Raw genomic sequence first — 21,075 nt, forward strand, 5'->3', positions numbered from 1 at the left:
AGATTTAGTATAACTAAATCATTTAGCTTTAGTAAAGATAAATCTGATTTTGAAGACAGATTATGTGTAAAAGATAAAAATATTATTGCAATACATTATCAGATATAGGTATTTGATAGTTAAAAGGCACTATATTTGTGATATTTATAAAAACTTTTTTCTATGATCTAAAGCTACTTTTAATTTAGTTTTTTGAATTTGTAACAACTTAAACGAGATCATGTATAAAATATCATTTGTTTTTTTATTGGCTTCTTTCTTTCAATTTAGTGGGGTTTATGCTCAAATTGCAAAGAACGATGCTGCTAACAAAGAGCTTTATAATCCTCAATCAACTAATCCAGTTCGCAAAGACGATATCATGTTTAAGAAAAGTCTTTGGTTTAGAATGGATTTAAGAACTAAAGTGAATGCACCGTTATTCGCAAATAATAATGAAATTTCAAGGCTTTTAGTAGAAGCTGTAAAGAATGATATGATTAAACCATATAAAAATGATTCACTTAGTACTGCAATGTCTAAGGAAGAATTTTTATCAAGGTTAAAAATACCAATGACAGATAATGTCGATGATGATATCGAGTGGGAAAATGAAAACCCTTGGGGAGATGAAACTGAAGAAAATGTTGAATTAGGGCCCGATGAGTATTTGCCAAGACAATTATATGTTTTGGAAATGAAAGAAGATATGATCTTTGATAAAAGAGAGTCTAGAATGAAGCATGATATTTTAGCTCTTACTATAGTTATTCCTGCTGATCAGACTCCAACTGGAATTGATAAAGTTTTAGCTTCTTTTTCTTATAAAGAACTAGCTAACTCTTTATTCAAAAACAACCCAAATGCAATATGGTATAATCCTCAGAATGCTGGTGCTCATATGAATTTGGCTGATGCATTCACTCTAAGATTACCTGATGGTATGTTGGTGAAATATGAGAATCCAAGAGATAATAGAATTGTTGATTTATATGGTGATAGTAAAAGATCTCTAATAGAAGCTCAAAATGCAGTAATGCAATTAATGGAATATGAAGCACTTCTTTGGGAGTATTAATAAGAAATAAATATTAAAATGGAATCCCACTTTTTTAAGTGGGATTTTTTTATGTCTGAATGTTACCAACATTAAATGGTTTATTGTAATCACCAAAATTTGCCATTTCTATTCCTGTAGAAATCACCTTTCTAGTTTCAGTTGGATTTATAATTCCATCTACCCATAATCTCGAAGCAGCATAATAAGGCGATAGTTGTTCATTATATTTTTCCTGTATCTCTTCCAATAAGCTATTCTCTTCTTCTTTACTTAATTGTTGGCCTTTAGTTTTTAAAGAAGCAACTTTAATTTGGAGTAAAGTTTTAGCAGCAGAAGCTCCACTCATTACAGCCATTTGTGCCGTCGGCCAAGCGAATATTAACCGAGGATCATAAGCTTTTCCACACATGGCATAATTTCCAGCGCCATACGAATTACCTAGTAAAATAGTGAATTTGGGAACAACAGTATTTGACATAGCATTAACCATTTTTGCTCCATCTTTAATAATTCCTCCATGTTCAGCTCTGCTACCAACCATAAAACCAGAAACATCCTGCAAAAATACAAGAGGAATTTTTTTCTGATTACAATTCATGATGAATCGTGCTGCTTTATCTGCTGAATCTGAGTAGATAACACCACCCATTTGCATTTCGCCTTTCTTTGATTTTACAATTTTTCTTTGGTTTGCTATAATTCCTACAGCCCAACCATCAATTCTTGCATAACCACAAATAAGTGATTGGCCATATAAATCTTTATATGCATCAAATGAATCCTTGTCAATTAAACATTCAATAATTTCATGCATATCATATGGTTTGGCCCGTTCAACTGGAAAAGTTTTGAAAATCTCTTCAGGAGATTTATTTGGCTCTTTTGCTTCTGTTCTATTAAAACCAGCATCGGGAACTTTACCAACTTTGCTAACTAAACTCCTTATTTTGTCCAAACAACTTTTATCGTCTTTACACTTATAATCTGTTACACCAGAAATTTCAGAATGTGTTGCAGCCCCGCCAAGAGTTTCATTGTCAATATCTTCACCAATAGCAGATTTTACTAAGTAAGAACCTGCAAGGAATACGGAACCGGTTCCTTCGACAATTAATGCTTCATCTGACATGATAGGTAAGTAGGCGCCTCCAGCAACGCAACTTCCCATAATGGCTGCAATTTGTAAAATACCTCTTGAAGACATAATCGCATTGTTTCTGAAAATTCGGCCAAAGTGCTCTTTGTCAGGGAAAATTTCGTCTTGAATTGGTAGAAAAACGCCGGCACTATCCACTAAATAAATGATTGGAATATTATTTTCCATGGAGATTTCCTGTGCTCTTAAGTTCTTTTTTGCAGTTATCGGGAACCATGCACCGGCTTTTACTGTAGCATCATTTGCTAGTAGCATTACCAGTCTTCCTTCTACTTTAGTAATTCCGGCTACTACGCCACCAGATGGGCAGCCACCATATTCTTTATACATGCCTTCTCCAGCAAATGCACCTATTTCTAGAAAGTCTGCATCATCATCTTTGAGATAATCAATTCTTTCTCTAGCAGTCATTTTGCCTTTACTGTGTTGAGTGGCTATTTTTTTTTCGCCACCGCCCAGTTTAACTTTATCATGTTTGTAAGTTAATTTATAGCATAGCTGCTTAAATTGGTCTATGTTTTTATTGATTTCAATGTCTTCTTTCATGTGTTGTTTTTTAATTCTCTTTTTAAGATAATCATTAAAAAATTAATCTCAATATTGAAATATTTCGTAACTTATTAAGTGTAATGTGCAGTTAAAAAAAACATGGAAACGATACTAGAAGAACCTAATATAAAAATTCAAAAATCGGAGGTATATAATTTCTTATCAATCTGTTTAGAAGGTGATATAGATTATTCTGCCTTTAAGTTTGCTTATGATCATATGCTTGATTTTGCAGTAAGAGAGAATGTTCATAGGTTGATTTTAGATCATACGAAATTAGGAAAGAGTAGTTTGAGGACAAAAAGCTGGTTTGCAGCAGTTATGATACCTAAGATATTTGCTAAATTAGGTTTTAAGCTGCAAGTAGCTATAATGGTTCCGCCAACAAAATATATAGATTCTAAAACCAAGATCTTAATTAGCCAATTTAAAAATATTAGCAAAAACGTGAAAATTGCTCCTTTTGAGCATGTTGAAGAAGCATATGATTGGTTTAGCAATATTAAAATTACCGAGAAGACTGAGTCTTCAGAGAAGTAATTAACTTACCAATCTGAAATGAAAGGTTTTCAAGAAGTCTTTCTCCTTCATCCATTGCTTTTTCCAATTTCATAGGACTGTCTGGTAAAGCAAAAAGTGCATCAAAAGCTTCAAACTTGTATAAATCTTTTTCTGGTATACTTCCACCAATTGCGATAACTATGTTATTTGCAGTTTTAGCTTTTAGAGCAAGGCCATAGGGTCCTTTGCCTTCTAATGTTTGAAAATCTAATTTACCTTCTGCAGTTATTACAACATCACTTGTATCGAGTTGATCTATGACTCCGAGTTGATTTAAAACTAGATCAGTACCGTTAATCAGTTTGGCATCAAGATATGCGAATAATCCAGCAGAAATACCTCCTGCAGCACCTCCATGAGTTAAATTACTGATTTTTTTACCAGTTTGTTTTTCTGTTAGTTGAGCAAAATGGGTAAGGTTATTCTCAAGCTCAATTACTTCACTTTCGCTAGCACCTTTTTGTGGCCCAAAAACATTTGCTGCACCTTGTTGTCCTAAAAATGGATTTTCAACATCACAGGCAATTTGGATTTCACAATTATCTAAACCTGAAATAGTATTAGAATTATCAATACTTACAACTTCCTTAATGGTGCCACCAGCAGGAATAAACGATTTATTTTCTTTGTTAAAAAACTGAAACCCCAAAGCAGCTAAAATTCCTGTACCAGCATCGGTAGTAGCACTTCCTCCAATTCCTAAAATAATCTTTGTGCAACCATTTTCTATAGCGTGTTTCATTAATTGTCCTGTTCCGTATGAAGTAGCATTCAGCGCATCAAGTTTTTTGTTTTCAATTAAGGCAAGTCCAGAAGCTTTGGCCATTTCTATTATAGCTGTTTTTCCATCTTGTGTAATCCCATATGTAGCTTCTATTTCTTCTTTTAAAGGATTTAATACAGAAACTTTTACCATTTTACCATTTAATGCATGAACCATAATATCTGCAAAGTGGTCGCCACCATCTGCTATTGGAGCTTTTAGTATTTCAAATTCTTTATTGGCTTTTGTTAATCCTTTCTCTATCGCATTAGCTGCAACTAATGCATTCATACTTCCTTTAAAAGAGTTTGGTGCTACTATAATTTTCATTTTATATCGCTGATTAAAATTTTTGAGAAGAGCTTTAATATAAAAGTAATGAGACGTACTATTTGTTAATTATCTGAATAAATAAAGAAAAAAAGAAGGGAATCTCATGGAAATACGATTCGAAATTTTACTTAGATGAAAAGCCATTGTACTTTTGAAGTATGAATTGTATGTCAGTTGAAAATATCACAAAGTCTTTTGGTGAAAAGGTTTTGTTTGAGAATATAAATTTTGGGATAGAGAAAGGGCAAAAAGCAGCACTAGTGGCGGCTAATGGCACAGGTAAAACTACGCTGTTAAATATTATTTCGGGAAAAGATACTCCAGACAATGGTGCTGTAGCCTTTAATAAAGAAATAAGTTTTGAAATTCTTGAACAAGATCCTGATTTTCTGGATAATGAAACAATTAGAGATTATCTTTTTAGAGGTGATAATCAAATGTTGAAGGCTGTTGTAACTTATGAAACTGTTTTAGATTCGTACGAACAAGACCCATCTGAAGAAAACTTAGAAGCATTAAATGATGCAACTACACAGATGGAAATGCTCAAAGCTTGGGATTATGAGTCAAAATTGAAAGAAGTAATCACTAAGTTGAGAGTTCCAAAGCTCGATCAGCAAGTGAAAACACTTTCTGGTGGACAAAAAAAGCGAGTGGCTTTAAGTAGGGTGTTAATTGCAGAACCAGATTTTTTAATTCTTGATGAGCCTACTAACCACCTCGACCTCGATATGATTGAGTGGCTAGAGCAATTTCTTGCAAGACAAAATCTTACACTTTTGCTAGTTACTCACGACCGCTACTTTTTAGATAGGATTTGTAATGAGATAATAGAAATAGAAAATCAAAAGCTTTTTAGGCATAAAGGTAATTACTCAGCTTATTTAGCAAATAAAGCAGAAAGAGAAGAGCAACTTCAGCGAGAGACGGATAAGGCTAAGAACTTGATGCGAAAAGAACTCGACTGGATTAGACGTATGCCAAAAGCAAGGGGGACTAAAGCTAAATACAGAGTCGATGCTTTTGAAGGGATAAAGGAAAAGGCGTCAGCAAATACTGATAGTAAATCTATGGAGGTTGAAGTGAATATGAGTAGAATGGGCAAGAAGGTGATGGAAATTTATGATCTTCAAAAGTCTTTTGGCGATTTTCCTATTGTAAAAGATTTCTCTTATGTCTTTAAAAGAAGAGAGCGCATTGGTATAGTTGGACCAAATGGAGTTGGCAAGAGTACTTTTCTAAATATGCTAACTGGTAAAATTAAACCTGATTCGGGAAAAATTGACCATGGAGAGACTATAGTTTTTGGGTATTATACACAGTCAGGTATACAGCTAGAAGAAGAGAAAAAAGTAATTGAAGTTGTTAGCGACATTGCAGAGGTTATAGAGCAAGCTGATGGATCTAAAATTACTGCTTCACAGATGCTGCAAAAATTCTTGTTCCCACCAAAGCAACAATATGACTTTGTTTCTAAATTAAGTGGTGGTGAAAGAAGAAGACTTTATTTGCTAACTGTATTAATGAAGAACCCAAACTTCTTAATTCTGGATGAGCCAACCAACGATCTCGATTTGCTTACTCTAAATGTATTGGAAGATTTTCTCTTGAATTTTCCGGGTTGTATTATTATCGTTTCTCACGATAGATATTTTATGGATAAGCTTACTGACCATCTGTTTATATTTGAGGGAGATGGCGTAATCACAGATTTTAATGGAAGGTATTTAGATTACAGAGCATATATCGATGATAAAGAGCGTGAAGAACAAAGGGCTTTAAAAGAACAGAAGGACAAAGAAAAAGCACAAAAACTTGAAGCAGAAAATGCTGCTGCAGCTAAAAAATCTAACGCGCCAAAACTTTCTTTTAAAGAACAAAAAGAATATGAACAATTAGAAGCCGAAATAGAAAAGCTGGAAACAGAAAAGACGGAAGTAAACAAGAAACTAAGCTCGGGTGAAATAACAGATCATGCTGATTTGCAAGAGCTTTCTGAAAAAGTAGGCCAACTCATAGAATTAATCGATGAAAAAACTATGCGTTGGCTCGAATTATCAGAAAAATCTTAACTTATTTAAACTGGTTAGCCACAATCAATTCTTTGGTTCCGTGGCTCCAGTTGTAAAAACCATTGCCAGATTTAACACCCATTTGTCCGGCAGTAACCATATTAACTAAAAGAGGGCAGGGAGCATATTTGTCGTTTCCTAGCCCTTCATATAGTACTTTCATAATTGAAAGGCACACATCCAAGCCAATAAAATCTGCTAATTGTAATGGTCCCATAGGATGTGCCATACCTAATTTCATAATTGTGTCAATTTCTTCTACACCAGCAACTCCACTATATAAACTGTAGATCGCCTCATTAATCATAGGCATTAAAATTCTATTTGCTACAAAGCCTGGGTAATCATTAGCAGCTACTGGTACTTTTCCAATACTTTTTGAAATATCTATAATTTTCTGAGTTGTTTCATCAGTCGTGAGGTATCCACTTATCACTTCTACCAGTTTCATTACTGGTACTGGATTCATAAAATGCATACCTATTACTTGTTCTGGTTTTTTAGTAACAGATGCAATCTTAGTGATGGAAATTGAAGACGTATTTGATGCTAAAATTGCTTCATATGGTGCTTGAGCATCAATTTCTTCAAATATTTTCAACTTTATATTTTCATTCTCAGTAGCAGCTTCTACTACCAACTCTGCTTCTTTTACCCCTTCTGCAATTGTGGTAAACGTGCTAATATTATCAAGAGCTTTTGTCTTATCAGCTTCAGTAATTAATTCCTTTTTAATTTGTCTGTCTAAGTTCTTAACTATTTGAGCTAGTGCTTTTTCCAAAGCCTTCTCAGAAATATCTATCAATGAAACTTGATTGCCGTGTTGAGCAAAAACATGTGCTATACCATTTCCCATTGTACCGGCACCAATAACAGAAATTTTCATATATAAATCTTGAGTTTAATGGTCATAAATATCCAAATATACATAATTACAAAAGGATTGATAAATGTGAAATACTAAATTGAAAAGCTAATTTCTTTTCAGATTTAGACCTTAAAGTTAACTTTAAGCCATTAATTTTAAATACTAAAAATGAAGAACCTGTTATTGATTTTTATTGGTGGTGGACTTGGTAGTTGCTGTAGGTATTTACTTTCACTTTGGCTAAATACACCAGCTAGCAACTTTCCTTTAGGTACTTTTGCCGCAAATGTTTTAAGCTGTATGGTTTTAGGTTTTGCTTCTATATTAGTGATTGAAAAACTAGAATTATCAACACATATCCGATTTTTAATTATGACCGGATTTTGTGGTGGATTCAGTACATTCTCCACTTTTGATAGTGAGATTTTTGCAATAATTGAAAGAGACAACTATCTGTCAAGCTTGATCTATGCAGTTATAAGCATACTTGCTGGTCTCGGTGCTTTATTTATTGGAATGACTATTGGCAATAAAGTTATTTCATAAAATATTACTCCCTTTTTGGCTTCTTTCCAGCAATTAGCCAAGTTGTTGCCAAATCAACATCTGTAAAAAATTCAATCAGCAATTCTTTTGATTCAAACTCTCTTGTAATTTGCTCATAAGACAATTGTGCTATAAAATCATCACTTACTACAATAGCAATTTTTCTTGTTTGATGCTTTTTGTAATAAGGTGCAATCTTAGTTTTTACCCATTCCTGTGTGTCAACCGCAATAGCAAACTTAGAATTATTTAGATCTATAAGTACATTTGCTGGTTGGTAAGCATCTAAATAATCGCAATACTTCTCTATTAAAGAGCGATAATCAGACTCATGCATGTCTTCGCTAGTATTCCAGATTGTTGTAAGAATACTTCGTTCATCTTCAAAATATACTTTCAGGTTAGTTTTGTTAATATTCATAGATAGTGCTGGCTAGGTTTTGTCCTATTTCGAATGTGCTTTTTAAATATTTTTGTTAATAAAACTTACATCGTAAATAGCTTACGAACTTCTCTAGTTATTTAGCCCAAGTCAGTGAAGGAATCACTGATTGGTTTAATTGTAATGTAAAAGCCTGAAGGTTTTGCTTTCAGGTTTTTTTATTTAAACTTTGGATATAAAATATTTTATTGTTTTATATCTAAATCGATACTTATTAGTATTTACCTGAATAATTATGAAAGTAAAAAATACCCCACATAATTCTCTTATATTCCTATCAATTTTTTTATTTAAGATTTCGCTTTTTATTACATCATGTCAAGATTCTCCGAAGTATGATCTAATCATAGAAAATGGAAACATCTATACAATGGATGCAAAAAATAAAAAAGCAGAAGCGGTTGCAGTAAATGATGGTAAAATAGTATTTATTGGTAACACTGTTGAGGTTGAAAAGTTCAAAGGAGAGAATACTAAAGTAATTGATCTTGAGGGCAAAACCATGACCCCCGGTCTTATAGACTCTCATGCACACTTTCTAGGTATCGGTTATAATATTATGAACCTCGACTTAAGTAATACTACCAGTTATGATGAAATTGTAGACATGGTAGCTGAGGCCGCGAAAAATGCCAAACCAGGAGATTGGATACTTGGTAGAGGCTGGCACCAAAGTAAATGGACTACGCAGCCAGAAAAATTGGTGAAAGGTTTTCAGACTCATGAATTATTAAGTGAAGTTTCTCCAGACAATCCTGTTTATTTAAGACATGCAAGTGGTCATGCTTCATTTGCAAATACTAAAGCAATGGAAATTGCTGGAGTAAGTACTTTAGATCCTGAACGAATGGATGTTCATGAAGTAGAAGGTGGTGAAATTATTAGAGATGAGTTAGGTAATCCAACAGGTATTTTTAATGAGACAGCAATGGGCATTATAGATATGTATGTTCCTAAAGCGGGTATCGAAAGCAATAGTAAAGCGATGGAATTAGCCTTTGAAGAATGCTTGAAAAATGGATTAACTGGAATGCATGATGCTAGTTCGGATAGTCTTGACATTGCAACTTATTTGAAGTTTGTTGATGAAGACAAAATGAAAATGAGGTTGTATATAATGCTAAGTAGCAGTGATACTGCTTTGCTAAACGATTGGTACGCAAAAGGGCCAGCAATTGGTCTTGGTAATGATATGCTCACAATAAGATCAATTAAGTTATATGGTGATGGAGCATTAGGTTCTAGAGGTGCTTGGTTGTTAGAAGAGTATAGTGATCGTCCGGGGCATTTCGGTCATGAAACCACACCTATGTCATATGTGAAAAAAGTTACCGCAGATGGGCTGGCAAATGGTTTTCAGGTTTGCACGCATGCCATTGGAGATAGAACTAACAGAGAAGTACTTGATATCTACGAGGCTGCTTTTAAAGCAAATCCAGAAAAAGCAAAAGATAGGAGGTTTAGAATTGAGCATGCACAGCATATTAGTGCACAAGATATTCCAAGGTTTGGTGAGTTAGGTGTAATTCCAGCAATGCAGGCAATTCATATGAGTTCAGACAGGCCATGGGCAATAGAAAGATTAGGTAAAGGAAGAATTGAGGAAGGTGCTTATGTTTGGAAAAAGCTATTAGAAAGTGGTGCAAAAGTAATTAATGGTACAGACGCACCAGTTGAACCAGTTAACCCTATTGCTTCATTTTATGCTTCAGTTTCTCGTAAAACACTTAAAGGTGAGCCAGAAGGCGGCTATGAACCATCTCAGAAAATGACTAGAGAAGAAGCTTTGAGGTCATATACTCTAGATGCAGCTTATGGTGCTTTCGAAGAAGATATTAAAGGTTCTATAGAGCTTGGAAAACTGGCAGATTTCACTGTTTATTCTCAGGATATTATGGATGTTCCAGAAGATCAACTTTTAGATACCGAAATTGAATATACAATTGTTGGTGGCGAGGTGGCTTATAAAAAAGGAGAAAATTTATCGATGAAAGATTGAACGAATATTTGTTTTTGTTAAACAATTTAATAGTAGATTTTTTATAAATAAACAGTCTATTAGATAAAGAACTGAAATTTAAACTAGTGCGAAGTGAATAAGAATAAGATAAAATTTATAAAATCGCTAAATCAGAAGAAGTACAGAAAAAAAGAAGGACTTTTTATAGTAGAAGGAGAGAAAGATGTGTTGGAGGTTTTACGCTCTGATTTTGAGATACATTCACTTTGCTATACAGATAAGTTTGAACCATACCTCGAAGAGTTTCCAGAATTTCAAAAGAATCTTCTAGAGCCAACTTCGGCTAAAGAACTGGCTAAAGCAGGATCGTTTGTTACAAATGATTCGGCTTTAGCCATTGTTAAAGACAGACCAGAAAAAGAAGTGCCTAACCCTAGTAGTTTAACATTGATATTGGAAGATGTTAGAGATCCGGGTAATTTGGGTACAATAATGCGTATTGCAGACTGGTATCAAGTTACAGATATTATTTGTTCAACAAAAACGGCTGAATGGCAAAACCCAAAAGTAATTTCAGCCTCTAAGGGTTCTTTTACAAGAGTTAATTTATACTATACAGACATTTGTGAGTATTTAAATAAAATAACTAAAGAAACCATGGTAATAGGGACATTTATGTATGGAAAAAGTATACATGAAATTCCTTTTCAACAACCTTCGGTAGTAGTAATGGGAAATGAATCTTCTGGAATTAGTGATGAAGTATCAGAATTGATTAAAACCAGAGTGACAATACCCCGTTACGGACATGCTGAGTCTTTAAACGTAGGTGTTGCCACTGCAATAGTTTGTGATAACTTTAGAAGACAGGTTAAGTAAATTAGCTTACTCAGCTGTATTTTTCTTTTTCATCAGAAACGGTGCACTGATGAACCAAAAAACCATTCCTGCAATCATTAAATTCTTTTGAAGACCTGCTGTAATTGTTCCATTAAAAAGTAAAATGGATGGCAGAATAGTAAGTATTAAGCCAATAATACTTGAGATAATAATTAGTATTTTCATATTTATAATTAGTTTATAACAAGCTGTTTTTTCTGTGCGATTTTGCTGCTAACTATGTAAAGGATTGCAGCTATAAACCAGCCCGGTAAGCCTAAGAAGAATATTTCAACTCCACCAAAAATATTTAACCCTACACAGATACAAAGTGTAACGATCCATGCAATTCCTGCTGGTGCATTAAACTTAATTCCGGCTAGTTCTGCATAGTTAGAGTGTAAGTTAAACTTCTTCATAAAGTAATGATCGATAAAGATCACAGCACCCATTGGCATCAATACTAAACCATAGAGAGCTACAAAGTCTAATAGCTTCATTACTAGCGCAGGAAAGATTGCTCCAATGGTCGCCACAGCTCCGGCAATCATTGTAACTTGCATTCGGTTTTGTTTCGGAAAAATTGATTGAAATGCAAGACCTGCTCTGTAAATGGTCGGGTTGGCTGTTGTCCATCCTGCAATTACTACACAAATTGCACCGGCTAAACCAGCTGCGTTAAAAGCTAATGGACCCGGAGCTACAGGAGGTAAATCTCCCGAAGTAACTTGAGGAAGATACTCAGCCAGTGTATAGCCTTCTGGTACGATCTGAATTAAAACAACAGAATAAAGAATACCAGCGGCGATCCAAGCCATGTAATGCCCAATATAAACTCCAGTTGCAGATGAGAAACCATATTGCCATTTTTTTGCATATCTCAATACAGACATATCTGCCATACCGATGTGCATCGCCATATTAGCAAACCATGCAAAAAATGTAACATGCCAGAAATTAAACTTGCTTACATCGCTGGCAGTAGCACCTACCCAAATTTTTTCTTTTGCAACAGACCAGAATTCACCAATGCTTGAAACACCTAACTCTGGCAACACAGCAATTCCAGCAGATAAGAATACGAGAATCATCCAAGGAGCAGCAATATTGGCAACTTTAGCTACCATTTCATAACCTCTCATTGCTACAACTGTGATAATCGCACCAACAAAGAATACGGCCAAAATCCAAGAGATGCTGTTTGGGTAAAAATCGTTTAACCCGGGCATTTTCATGTTAAATGGAATACCAATAGCAGTTGCTGAAACGGCTATCATCGAGCCTGCTAGAAAACAGAACATTAAACCATTTGCGATGTTATAGAAGTTGACTAATTTGCTTCCACAGATTTTTTCTAACTGATAATAGAGTGTAATTCTATTTTTAACTGCAATTGGTGCACAGATTAGTGCCCAACTTAATACAGCTAGCAAATTACCAATAAGCAGGCCTATAACAAGTTCTACTGCACTAACTCCGTGAGCGACAAATAAAGGACCTATTACAAACTCAGTTCCTGCGGCATGTTCACCGGCATACATACCAACAAAACTTCCTATTCCTTTTAATTTACTATCTGGAACTCTTTCTCTTTCGTATTCATTTACACCCTGCGCTTTGTTAGCTGGTTTAGTTTTAGATGTTTCAATATTCATATTTACAATTTATGTTTTAGTTGGTAAAAGAGAATATCAAAGACCAGTTGCGATGGTTTTTGATCCTCTGGTCTGAATTAATTGCTCTCTAATTTGCAGTTTCCTGTAAGTATCAAGCGGGTTAATTGCAGCATTTGATCTTCTTCTTGCCTCAGCAAGTAAAGGTCTTACATCTGTTCTATATGCATTTTGTAAAACTTCTTGCGCCATAGATACATCGTTAGACTCACGATATTTTTCTAAACTATCTCTGTCGATAATGAGTGCTTGAGCATAAGCAAGCTTCATGGCTTCTACAGATTGTAAAAGGTCTTCAAGAGGGTCTTTTAAGTTATGGCTTGCATCTATCATCCATGCCGGAACCGGATTAGCCGATTTTTCATCTTCCATACCTTCAACCAGTTCATTAAATATTAAGAACAATTGGTAAGGCTTCATTGAGCCAACAGTAAGATCGTCATCAGCAAACTTAGAATCGTTAAAATGGAAACCTCCAAGTTTAGCTTCCATCATTAGAGTAGCTACAATTTGCTCGATATTGGTATTTGGTAAATGATGACCTAAATCAACAAGGCAAAAAGCTTTTTCACCGAGTTTGTTAGCGAGTAGGTGAGAGGTACCCCAATCTGGAATTACCATTGAGTAGAAGTACGGCTCAAAAGGTTTGTATTCTACCAAAACTTTCCAGTCGTCTGGTAGTGTTTCATAAATTCTCTCTAGAGAATCTAAAGTATTGCCAAATGCTTTTCTAAAGTTCAATTGACCAGGGAAACTAGAGCCATCTGCTAGCCAAACTGTCAATGCATTTGAACCAAGTTCCTTTCCGTATTTAATTACCTCAATATTGTGCTCAACTGCTTTCATTCTCACCGCAGGGTCTGAGTGGCAGAGAGAACCAAACTTATATGAATGATCTTGATCTGGCTGATCTTGAAAAGTGTTTGAATTTACCGCATCAAATTTTAGCTTGTAAGAAGCTGCTAATTCTTTAATGGCATTTGTGTCTTTCGGAATGTCCCATGGAATGTGTAATGATATGGCATCGCTTGATGCATTTAATGCGTGAAGGGTTCCTACATCTTGTATTTTTTCTTCGAGGCTGCCAGGTTCTCCACCCCCGGGAAATCTTCCAAATCTTGTACCACCTGTACCTAATGCCCAACTAGGTATAGCTACTTGAAATGATGAAATTTTATCTAAGAGCTTCTCAATGTTGTGACCATCTTTTTCTAGCGTTTCAGCCAGAATTTCAAACTTTCTTGTATGAGTTTGTTCTGCACTACTGTTTACTTCTACTATTCTCGAACTTAATCCTTCCATTTCCAAAATTTTTTAAAACCAAATCTATATTTTACCAACTACATAACTATGATGTACTGTACTGACAATTAACTATGAAAAAACTCATTTTTCAGCCAGAAAAATGAGTTTTAAAAAGTGGTAAATATCTATTATTCAGACTAAATAATCATTGTTCGGGTGTCTTGATTTTGTCTTTATATAGCTTGTGAGCTTGGCCAACCCAGTTGTCTCTCTGGATTCTCCCCGGAAAAAATTCTATGGCATTTGTTACTCTTTCTACTAAATGATCATCAAAACTGCTTATCTGTCTGTAAGTATAAATGCCAATGTCGTTTAATTTTTTTTCTATAAAAGGGCCAATGCCTTGAATCACTTTTAAATCATCTTTCTCACTGATATCAGCATCGTTAAAAAGCCTTTTTTGGTTAGTTGCATTTGCTCTACACTCATTCAGTTCATTTTGGAGTTCTTCTAATTTAAGCAGTACCTGCTTGTTGTTAGTATAGAGTGTTTTATTTTCTTTTTTAAGCAGTAAGTATTCGTCTTCTTGAGGTCTTATATCTAATTGAGATCTTAAGTTTGCAACTTCTTCCATTAAAGCAGATTTCTCTAATTCAGATTTTGAATTTACTGAGCCTACCTCCACAGATTCTGCTTCGTTTTGAAATTGGAGTGTCTTCTCCTTTTTAAGAGAATTGATTTCTTTTTTTAATTGCTCATTTTCATTTTCCAACTTCGTTATCTGGATTTTTTGTTGAAGCATTTCACCCTGTAATTCCTCTAATGGAAATTTCCATCTTCTGCGATAATATAGCCACGCAGTAATATAACCTATTGCAGCAGCCACTGAGAGGGCGATAATAAAAAAAATGGCTTTTTCAGTCATGGTGATTCAAATTATCAGAAGTTTACTTAATTATATCATTGTAGATTTAATGTGATACACAGTTGGTTAATTTTTGATTAATATTTCTACTCGCCTGTTATTTTGCCTTCCTTCGTTGGTTTTATTAGTACTGAGAGGTTCATATTCTCCCATACTTTTAGCATCAATACGGTGAGTATCAATCTCATACTTTTGTAAAGTTTCTTTCACCTTTTCAGCTCTTTCTTGGCCTAGTTGTAGGTTTTTGGCTTCATCTCCAACATTATCTGTATGTCCTGTTATAGTAATTTTTTTGCCAGTATTTTCTTTTAGGTATGATATCAAGTTTAAAAAAGATTCATTCTTAGATAAATCTTCTTGTATATCTATTGTAGCAAAGTCAAAATGAAAAGTCATTTGTTGTGTAATGCCCTTTGCTTCATCTAAAACCTTGGTTTTTGGGTCTATGGAAATACTATCAATTATTATTTCTGAGGTGTCATTACTGTGTAAGATATCTGTTTCTGTACTATCTATATCTTTTTCTATTGTACTTTCTTCTGGAGACACTTTTATGTTTTCTGCAGTAATATTATTACTGGTTGTACCCAAACATAAATTTTCAATTTTACACAGATACCAATAGGTTGTACCTGTAGCCCACAATCCGAAACACAACAGCCCAGTGAGTAATATTTTCATGAACAATATAGAATATTAGTTTAGAAAAAAAATCAGATAGTAAGACACAAAAAGTTTGAGGATACCCAGTTGAAAGTACTACTACAATTTACTTTATTTTAATTAAGCTCACAATATTTAAGGGCTAAAAAATACTAAAATACTATGTAGTAATCTCTTAATAGGGAACTATAGTCTTCTGAGAAGGAAGAATCTTCGTTTCTAATACTAAACTCATCCTCTTTTAACTGTTGATTTATAGGTGAAATGATTAAAATAATTCGGTGAGCTTTTTTATAACTAATCGGCTTTATGCTTAATTGATAGTTGATGTAAAGCGAATATTTGGGTAATAACTGAATAAATCTATTCGCTTCGTCTGTAGGTAAAATAATATAGAATTTACCCTTGGGCGTGAGAAGTGTTTCTACAGCTTTTATTAATGTTTTAAATGGGAGGGAGTCGTTATGCTTAGATAGGTTTTTATGAACATATGGAGATTTTGTGGCATTTTCGAAGAAAGGAGGGTTGCAAACAATTACTTCGTATCGATTTGTGCTTTCCTTTGCGTAATCTTCTATATTGTTATGAAAACAGTTAAGCCTTTCGTACCATTTGCTTTGTTCGAAATTCGTAATCGCTTGTTGAGCAGAATCGCGATCAATTTCAACTGCATCAATATCAGCTTCAAATTTTTGAGCTAACATTAATGCAATTACTCCTGTACCAGTTCCAATATCTAGCAGCTTAGTAGTTGAATCGATCTTATTTTTCTGCAAATCTTTAACTGTAACTGCTCCGAGCAAACAGCCATCAGTGTTGACTTTAAGACTACATTTTTCTTGATGAACAACAAACTCTTTAAATATAAAAGGCTTAGCTGGTTTTTTTTGCATAAAAATTAATCGTCGTGACCAGGATATTTTAAACCGATTTGCTCTCTAATTGTATCCAGACATTCCATAAGTGTAAGGCTGTCTTGGTGACTCATCATCTCATTCTCGGTTTTTCCATCTAAAATATCTGTAGAAGCTGCTTCTATTTCATATTCGTATCCATTTTGGCCACTCACTTTAAAATCTTCATATTGATAATTAAAGCGGTCTGAATAAATTTTAATCGCGCTAGGTTGGTACCAAGGTCGACAAATTTCAATTCTTGCCTTTTCTAAATTGATTTGGGTAATGATAGAAGAATCTGAAATAATAGAAGTGGTAATAGCAGCTTGAACACCTTTCTCATATTCAAATATGAAAGAACCTTGTGCATCTGCTCCAGTTTCTGCAAAGCTGGCAGAGGTAAGAATATTTGCTGGTTTTCCAAGTAAATAAGAGACCAAAAATACTGGGTAAACACCAACATCTAGAAGTGCTCCACCACCAAGTTCTAAATTATAAAGTCTATTATTAATATCAACTGGTGCCTTGAAACCAAAATCTGATTGTATACTTACTATTTTACCATACTCACCAGAATTTACAAGTTCTACTACTCTTTTTATAGAAGGTAAAAACCTAGACCACATGGCTTCCATTAAGAATACTTTTTCGGTCTTGGCAGTTTCAATCATTTCTTTTACCTCTTTGAGGTTTATTGCCAATGCTTTTTCACAGAGCACTGCTTTTTTATGTTTTAAACAGGCTATTGCATATTTATAGTGATAACTGTGCGGAGTAGCAATGTAAATCGCATCTACCTCACTGCTTTGCATTAGTTCCTCATAAGAACCATATGCAATTGGGATATTATATTTATCGGCAAATTCTTGTGCTCTTTCTATATTTCTTGATGCTGCTGCAACAACTTTTGCATTTTTAACTCTAGATGCTGCTTCTGTAAATTTTCTTGCAATTTTTCCAGGACCTAAAACGCCCCATCGTATTTGTTTATCAGTCATTTAATTTATTATGTTTATTTAGCCTTCTTCATTAGTAGTATCTAACAACAATAAATCTGCTTCTGCTGCTATGTAGCCAAATGCAGACCAGTAGTTTTTGTTGATCATAGAATGGTAAATTTCTAATGCCTTTGTAGTATCTCCATTTTGCAGATACCAGTTGCCAACACCATAACCCTGAGTTACCAAAGACAAAGCGGAATCTTCGTTTTTAATTGTCTCTTCATTTAATAAGTCTTCTGGAGACATTTCACCCTTATACATCAATAATCTTTTATGATAAGACTCATTTTCAACAATTTCCATTTCAGGATGTATACTATCTAAAAGTGCAATTGCTTCGGCAGACATACCTAATCTGTTATAGGTCATATACAACCAGTCAGAAGTTGCGGTGAGTAAATCGTCGTTATTAGAATATTTTAGGCATTGTCTATAGCTTTCTAATGCTTTATAGAAGTCACCTTTAAGGTAATATGCCAAGCCTAAGTGGTAATAGATGTTGAATTTATTATTTGATAATGGAATACCAGTTTTGTTGGGTAGACCATCTGGTTCAATAAAGTTGTCTTCTTCTTTACTTAACTCTGCAGCAGTCTCTAAATCTTCAATTGCTTGGTCAAAGTCTCTTACCGTAATATAGCGATGGCCACGATGTCTGTAAAGCTGAGAGGAATCAGGATATAGCCTGATTCCTTCAGTGAAAATCTTAATTGCTTGCCAATAATAACCTAAATATGCTTTTCTTCTACCATACCATATTATATGCTCTAGATTAGTTGGGTCTTTGTGATAGTCTGCCAAAGCATCTAGCATTTTCTTTTGGTAAAGTTTTCTAATAGATTCAGGTAGTTCTCTATGTTCTAGTGTAGTTCCATTTAATGCTGTTACTACATCTGGTTTACCTGAAGATTTAAGCGATTCTTCGTCTGCTGTTTTTTTGTTTTGATCGTCTGTTTGGCAGGCAATTAATGCAAAAAATACAACAGAGAATAAATATTTATTGATTATGGCAACAGTTTTCATTAATTATTTCGATTGATTGTTGATGTATTGAATCTTAAGGGGAATTCTAAATAGAAATACCTTTACTTAATTTACTAAATTTTTTGATTCTTTACACCTATTAATTTGATGGGTATGCAGCAACTGCTTCTATTTCTATAAACATTCCTTCTCGTACTAAAGAAGCAACTCCTAGAGTTGTTCTTGCTACTTTATCGGGGTTTTCTTCATTGTTAAAATATTCTCCATAAGCTTTAAAGAAGCCATCAAAGTCTAGTTTATTTTCATTGTTTGTATCAGGAGCAACAAATACTCTTAAAAAAACAACATCTTTCATGGTTAAACCAGCTTCACCTAAAACAGTTTCAATTTTTCCTAAGGCTCCTGCTGCTTGAGTATAAGTATCGCCATATCTAGCAGGATCTCCATAAGCGGCAGTAGTGTCAAGTACGTTACCTACTTGGCCACTTGTAAAAAAATAGGAATAACCTGCTGGCACACTTACACCTTTTAATATAGGAGAGTTTGCTCTGTCGTGTCTGATAATTTTTTCTGTTTTTGCAGGTTCATCAATAGTATCTTTTACCGGTGCGGAACAAGAATAAATGCTTATAGCTAATAAGCACACCAAAAAAAATTTAATAGCTTCAGTTCTAGTCATTTTATTAGGGATAATTTATTATTATAATGAGAAAATTAAAATTTTGAATGAAGATAGTATTAAAAATTAAAGGTTGTGGTATATTCTTGATTAAGGAATTTTGATATTAAAAAATGTAGCCACAATTTAGCCTAACATTTTTGAGATTACCAAACTCAATATATATAAAATAAATATTTTCATAATTTACTCATGTTAAAGAAATATAACCCCACAGAAACAATAGCATGGAAAAAACTCAGTGCTGAGTTTGCTGTTTACCATAGCTTAAAAATGACAGATGCTTTTGAGGAAGATCCTGAGCGTTTTTCAAAATTTAGCAGAAAATTCGAAGATATACTTCTGGACTTTTCTAAAAACCTGATATCTGATAGTGTTTTTAAATTATTAATTCAATTAGCTGAAGAAATTGATTTAAAAGATGCTATTGATAAAATGTTTCAGGGAGATAAAATTAATGAAACTGAAGATAGAGCTGTTTTACATACTGCATTGAGAAACTTATCTGGCGGGCCAGTATATGTTGATGGAGAAGATGTAATGCCAGATGTAAAAGCAGTGTTAAGCCAGATGGAAGAATTTTCTAATAAAATTATTTCTGGCGAATGGAAAGGTTATACTGGTAAGTCTATTACAGATATTGTAAATATAGGGATTGGTGGTTCTGATTTGGGCCCCGTAATGGTTACAGAAGCATTAAAACATTACTGGAAGCCAGGAATGAACGTGCATTTTGTTTCTAATGTAGATGCAACACACATTGCTGAAACTTTAAAAACGGTAGATCCTGAGACTACACTTTTCATGATTGCTTCAAAAACTTTTACTACACAAGAAACCATGACAAACGCGCATACAGCACGCGATTGGTTCTTAGAAGCAGCAAAAGATGAAAGTGAAGTGAAAAAACACTTTGTTGCACTTTCTACAAATAAAGACGGTGTTGAAGAGTTTGGTATCGACACTAATAATATGTTTGTGTTTTGGGATTGGGTAGGAGGTCGTTACTCTCTATGCTCTTCTATTGGTTTGTCAATTGCATGTACAATCGGGTTTGATAATTTTAAAGAGTTACTACTTGGTGCTGAGGCAATGGATAATCACTTTAAAGACACTCCATATGCTGATAATATACCTGTAATTCTTGCTTTGTTAGGTGTTTGGTACAATAACTTTTATGATGCTGAAACCGAAGTGATTTTACCTTACGATCAATATATGCATCGTTTTGCAGCATATTTCCAACAAGGCAATATGGAAAGCAATGGTAAATATGTAGATAGATATGGTGATAAAGTAAATTACCAAACCGGTCCAATTATTTGGGGCGAGCCAGGTACTAACGGCCAACATGCTTTTTATCAATTAATACACCAAGGCACTAAAATTATTCCTTGCGACTTTTTAGCTCCTGCACAAAGTTTAAACCCAATTGGTGACCATCATCCAAAGTTATTAGCTAACTTTTTTGCACAGACCGAAGCCTTAATGAAAGGTAAAACTGAGGAAGAAGTAAAAGCAGAGATGGCTAATTTATCACCAGAAGAAATGGAAAAAATACTTCCATTCAAAGTATTTCAGGGTAATAAGCCAAGTAACTCTATTATGTTCAAAAAATTAACTCCAAGAACATTAGGTAGCTTAATAGCTATGTATGAGCATAAAATATTTGTTCAGGGAGTTATATGGAATATATTTAGTTTTGATCAGTGGGGAGTTGAGCTGGGCAAGCAATTGGCTAAAAAGATTCTTCCAGAGTTAGATGGAGGCAAAGCAGTTGATACACACGATAGCTCTACAAACGGTTTAATCAATTACTATAAAGAATTAAGATAAAATTG

Annotated in this window: 20 protein-coding genes; 7 read left to right on the top strand and 13 right to left on the bottom strand. The window is 34.1% G+C overall.

Going from position 1 to position 21,075, the window contains the following annotated elements; translation table 11 throughout:
* The first annotated feature begins 220 nt into the window (after window positions 1-220).
* Window positions 221-1,057: a type IX secretion system ring subunit PorN/GldN gene (gene porN, locus OQ292_RS18030; RefSeq protein WP_284683538.1), complete on the top strand. Its 837-nt coding sequence runs from the start codon at window positions 221-223 to the stop codon at window positions 1,055-1,057.
* A 49-nt stretch (window positions 1,058-1,106) separates the two neighbouring features.
* Here porN and OQ292_RS18035 read toward each other — a convergent pair whose 3' ends face one another.
* A complete protein-coding gene (locus OQ292_RS18035; protein ID WP_284683539.1) occupies window positions 1,107-2,741 on the bottom strand; it encodes an acyl-CoA carboxylase subunit beta in 1,635 nt (544 codons plus the stop codon).
* A 102-nt stretch (window positions 2,742-2,843) separates the two neighbouring features.
* Here OQ292_RS18035 and OQ292_RS18040 point away from each other — a divergent pair, with 102 nt between their 5' ends.
* Window positions 2,844-3,284, top strand: coding sequence for a hypothetical protein (locus OQ292_RS18040; protein WP_284683540.1), 441 nt, complete (start codon window positions 2,844-2,846; stop codon window positions 3,282-3,284).
* Here OQ292_RS18040 and OQ292_RS18045 read toward each other — a convergent pair.
* Window positions 3,253-4,398 (bottom strand): glycerate kinase family protein, encoded by a 1,146-nt coding sequence (locus OQ292_RS18045; protein WP_284683541.1) that lies wholly within the window; start codon window positions 4,396-4,398, stop codon window positions 3,253-3,255. The genes OQ292_RS18040 and OQ292_RS18045 overlap by 32 nt on opposite strands.
* A 170-nt stretch (window positions 4,399-4,568) precedes the next feature.
* Between OQ292_RS18045 and OQ292_RS18050 the strand changes: the two genes are divergently transcribed.
* The gene (locus tag OQ292_RS18050; RefSeq protein ID WP_348970589.1) at window positions 4,569-6,473 is read left to right on the top strand and encodes an ABC-F family ATP-binding cassette domain-containing protein; all 1,905 of its coding nucleotides are present in this window, start codon (window positions 4,569-4,571) and stop codon (window positions 6,471-6,473) included.
* A gap of 1 nt (window position 6,474) precedes the next feature.
* Here OQ292_RS18050 and OQ292_RS18055 read toward each other — a convergent pair whose 3' ends face one another.
* On the bottom strand, window positions 6,475-7,359 hold the full coding sequence (locus OQ292_RS18055; RefSeq protein ID WP_284683543.1) for a 3-hydroxyacyl-CoA dehydrogenase family protein: 885 nt from the start codon (window positions 7,357-7,359) through the stop codon (window positions 6,475-6,477).
* 150 nt (window positions 7,360-7,509) lie between these two features.
* Here OQ292_RS18055 and crcB point away from each other — a divergent pair, with 150 nt between their 5' ends.
* A complete protein-coding gene (gene crcB, locus OQ292_RS18060; RefSeq protein ID WP_284683544.1) occupies window positions 7,510-7,887 on the top strand; it encodes a fluoride efflux transporter CrcB in 378 nt (125 codons plus the stop codon).
* Between the two features lie 4 nt (window positions 7,888-7,891).
* Here the strand turns inward: crcB and OQ292_RS18065 are convergent, their stop codons facing one another.
* Complete coding sequence (locus tag OQ292_RS18065; RefSeq protein WP_284683545.1) at window positions 7,892-8,308, bottom strand: STAS/SEC14 domain-containing protein; 417 nt, start codon at window positions 8,306-8,308, stop codon at window positions 7,892-7,894.
* 391 nt (window positions 8,309-8,699) lie between these two features.
* Here OQ292_RS18065 and OQ292_RS18070 point away from each other — a divergent pair, with 391 nt between their 5' ends.
* Together OQ292_RS18070 and OQ292_RS18075 are read left to right on the top strand one after the other, a co-directional pair.
* Window positions 8,700-10,328, top strand: coding sequence for an amidohydrolase (locus OQ292_RS18070; RefSeq protein WP_348970590.1), 1,629 nt, complete (start codon window positions 8,700-8,702; stop codon window positions 10,326-10,328).
* Between the two features lie 93 nt (window positions 10,329-10,421).
* Window positions 10,422-11,168, top strand: a complete 747-nt coding sequence (locus OQ292_RS18075; protein WP_284683547.1) for a TrmH family RNA methyltransferase — start codon at window positions 10,422-10,424, stop codon at window positions 11,166-11,168.
* Between the two features lie 6 nt (window positions 11,169-11,174).
* Here the strand turns inward: OQ292_RS18075 and OQ292_RS18080 are convergent, their stop codons facing one another.
* The 9 genes from OQ292_RS18080 to OQ292_RS18120 all read right to left on the bottom strand — a co-directional run bounded on the left by OQ292_RS18080 (window position 11,175) and on the right by OQ292_RS18120 (window position 19,234).
* Window positions 11,175-11,354: a hypothetical protein gene (locus tag OQ292_RS18080; protein WP_284683548.1), complete on the bottom strand. Its 180-nt coding sequence runs from the start codon at window positions 11,352-11,354 to the stop codon at window positions 11,175-11,177.
* Window positions 11,355-11,362: 8 nt separating this feature from the next.
* Window positions 11,363-12,823: a purine-cytosine permease family protein gene (locus tag OQ292_RS18085; protein ID WP_284683549.1), complete on the bottom strand. Its 1,461-nt coding sequence runs from the start codon at window positions 12,821-12,823 to the stop codon at window positions 11,363-11,365.
* Window positions 12,824-12,859: 36 nt separating this feature from the next.
* Complete coding sequence (locus tag OQ292_RS18090; protein WP_284683550.1) at window positions 12,860-14,143, bottom strand: sugar isomerase; 1,284 nt, start codon at window positions 14,141-14,143, stop codon at window positions 12,860-12,862.
* Between the two features lie 148 nt (window positions 14,144-14,291).
* Window positions 14,292-15,011, bottom strand: coding sequence for a hypothetical protein (locus OQ292_RS18095; protein ID WP_284683551.1), 720 nt, complete (start codon window positions 15,009-15,011; stop codon window positions 14,292-14,294).
* A 66-nt stretch (window positions 15,012-15,077) separates the two neighbouring features.
* Window positions 15,078-15,692, bottom strand: coding sequence for an OmpA family protein (locus tag OQ292_RS18100; RefSeq protein WP_284683552.1), 615 nt, complete (start codon window positions 15,690-15,692; stop codon window positions 15,078-15,080).
* Between the two features lie 134 nt (window positions 15,693-15,826).
* A complete protein-coding gene (locus tag OQ292_RS18105) occupies window positions 15,827-16,567 on the bottom strand; it encodes a tRNA1(Val) (adenine(37)-N6)-methyltransferase (RefSeq protein WP_284683553.1) in 741 nt (246 codons plus the stop codon).
* A gap of 5 nt (window positions 16,568-16,572) precedes the next feature.
* Entirely contained in the window at window positions 16,573-17,568 is a 996-nt protein-coding gene (locus OQ292_RS18110; RefSeq protein ID WP_284683554.1) for a Gfo/Idh/MocA family protein, read from the bottom strand.
* Between the two features lie 18 nt (window positions 17,569-17,586).
* Window positions 17,587-18,594 (bottom strand): tetratricopeptide repeat protein, encoded by a 1,008-nt coding sequence (locus OQ292_RS18115; RefSeq protein WP_284683555.1) that lies wholly within the window; start codon window positions 18,592-18,594, stop codon window positions 17,587-17,589.
* Between the two features lie 100 nt (window positions 18,595-18,694).
* Window positions 18,695-19,234 carry a RidA family protein gene (locus OQ292_RS18120; protein WP_284683556.1) on the bottom strand — a complete coding sequence of 180 codons (540 nt, stop codon included), beginning with the start codon at window positions 19,232-19,234 and terminating at the stop codon, window positions 18,695-18,697.
* Window positions 19,235-19,426: 192 nt separating this feature from the next.
* Between OQ292_RS18120 and pgi the strand changes: the two genes are divergently transcribed.
* Entirely contained in the window at window positions 19,427-21,070 is a 1,644-nt protein-coding gene (gene pgi, locus OQ292_RS18125; RefSeq protein WP_284683557.1) for a glucose-6-phosphate isomerase, read from the top strand.
* The last annotated feature ends 5 nt before the right edge of the window (window positions 21,071-21,075 follow it).

This window comes from Chondrinema litorale (genome assembly GCF_026250525.1).
Lineage (GTDB): Bacteria > Bacteroidota > Bacteroidia > Cytophagales > Flammeovirgaceae > Chondrinema > Chondrinema litorale.

Excerpts from the sequence above, each read along its gene's own strand:
- OQ292_RS18105 (WP_284683553.1), bottom strand. The coding sequence starts at position 16,567 with ATGCAAAAAAAACCAGCTAAGCCTTTTATATTTAAAGAGTTTGTTGTT.
- OQ292_RS18110 (WP_284683554.1), bottom strand. The coding sequence starts at position 17,568 with ATGACTGATAAACAAATACGATGGGGCGTTTTAGGTCCTGGAAAAATT.
- OQ292_RS18040 (WP_284683540.1), top strand. The coding sequence starts at position 2,844 with ATGGAAACGATACTAGAAGAACCTAATATAAAAATTCAAAAATCGGAG.
- OQ292_RS18070 (WP_348970590.1), top strand. The coding sequence starts at position 8,700 with ATGGATGCAAAAAATAAAAAAGCAGAAGCGGTTGCAGTAAATGATGGT.
- OQ292_RS18100 (WP_284683552.1), bottom strand. The coding sequence starts at position 15,692 with ATGAAAATATTACTCACTGGGCTGTTGTGTTTCGGATTGTGGGCTACA.
- porN (WP_284683538.1), top strand. The coding sequence starts at position 221 with ATGTATAAAATATCATTTGTTTTTTTATTGGCTTCTTTCTTTCAATTT.
- OQ292_RS18085 (WP_284683549.1), bottom strand. The coding sequence starts at position 12,823 with ATGAATATTGAAACATCTAAAACTAAACCAGCTAACAAAGCGCAGGGT.
- OQ292_RS18065 (WP_284683545.1), bottom strand. The coding sequence starts at position 8,308 with ATGAATATTAACAAAACTAACCTGAAAGTATATTTTGAAGATGAACGA.
- OQ292_RS18090 (WP_284683550.1), bottom strand. The coding sequence starts at position 14,143 with ATGGAAGGATTAAGTTCGAGAATAGTAGAAGTAAACAGTAGTGCAGAA.
- OQ292_RS18095 (WP_284683551.1), bottom strand. The coding sequence starts at position 15,011 with ATGACTGAAAAAGCCATTTTTTTTATTATCGCCCTCTCAGTGGCTGCT.
- OQ292_RS18035 (WP_284683539.1), bottom strand. The coding sequence starts at position 2,741 with ATGAAAGAAGACATTGAAATCAATAAAAACATAGACCAATTTAAGCAG.
- pgi (WP_284683557.1), top strand. The coding sequence starts at position 19,427 with ATGTTAAAGAAATATAACCCCACAGAAACAATAGCATGGAAAAAACTC.
- OQ292_RS18115 (WP_284683555.1), bottom strand. The coding sequence starts at position 18,594 with ATGAAAACTGTTGCCATAATCAATAAATATTTATTCTCTGTTGTATTT.
- OQ292_RS18055 (WP_284683543.1), bottom strand. The coding sequence starts at position 7,359 with ATGAAAATTTCTGTTATTGGTGCCGGTACAATGGGAAATGGTATAGCA.
- OQ292_RS18080 (WP_284683548.1), bottom strand. The coding sequence starts at position 11,354 with ATGAAAATACTAATTATTATCTCAAGTATTATTGGCTTAATACTTACT.
- crcB (WP_284683544.1), top strand. The coding sequence starts at position 7,510 with ATGAAGAACCTGTTATTGATTTTTATTGGTGGTGGACTTGGTAGTTGC.
- OQ292_RS18120 (WP_284683556.1), bottom strand. The coding sequence starts at position 19,234 with ATGACTAGAACTGAAGCTATTAAATTTTTTTTGGTGTGCTTATTAGCT.
- OQ292_RS18045 (WP_284683541.1), bottom strand. The coding sequence starts at position 4,398 with ATGAAAATTATAGTAGCACCAAACTCTTTTAAAGGAAGTATGAATGCA.
- OQ292_RS18050 (WP_348970589.1), top strand. The coding sequence starts at position 4,569 with ATGTCAGTTGAAAATATCACAAAGTCTTTTGGTGAAAAGGTTTTGTTT.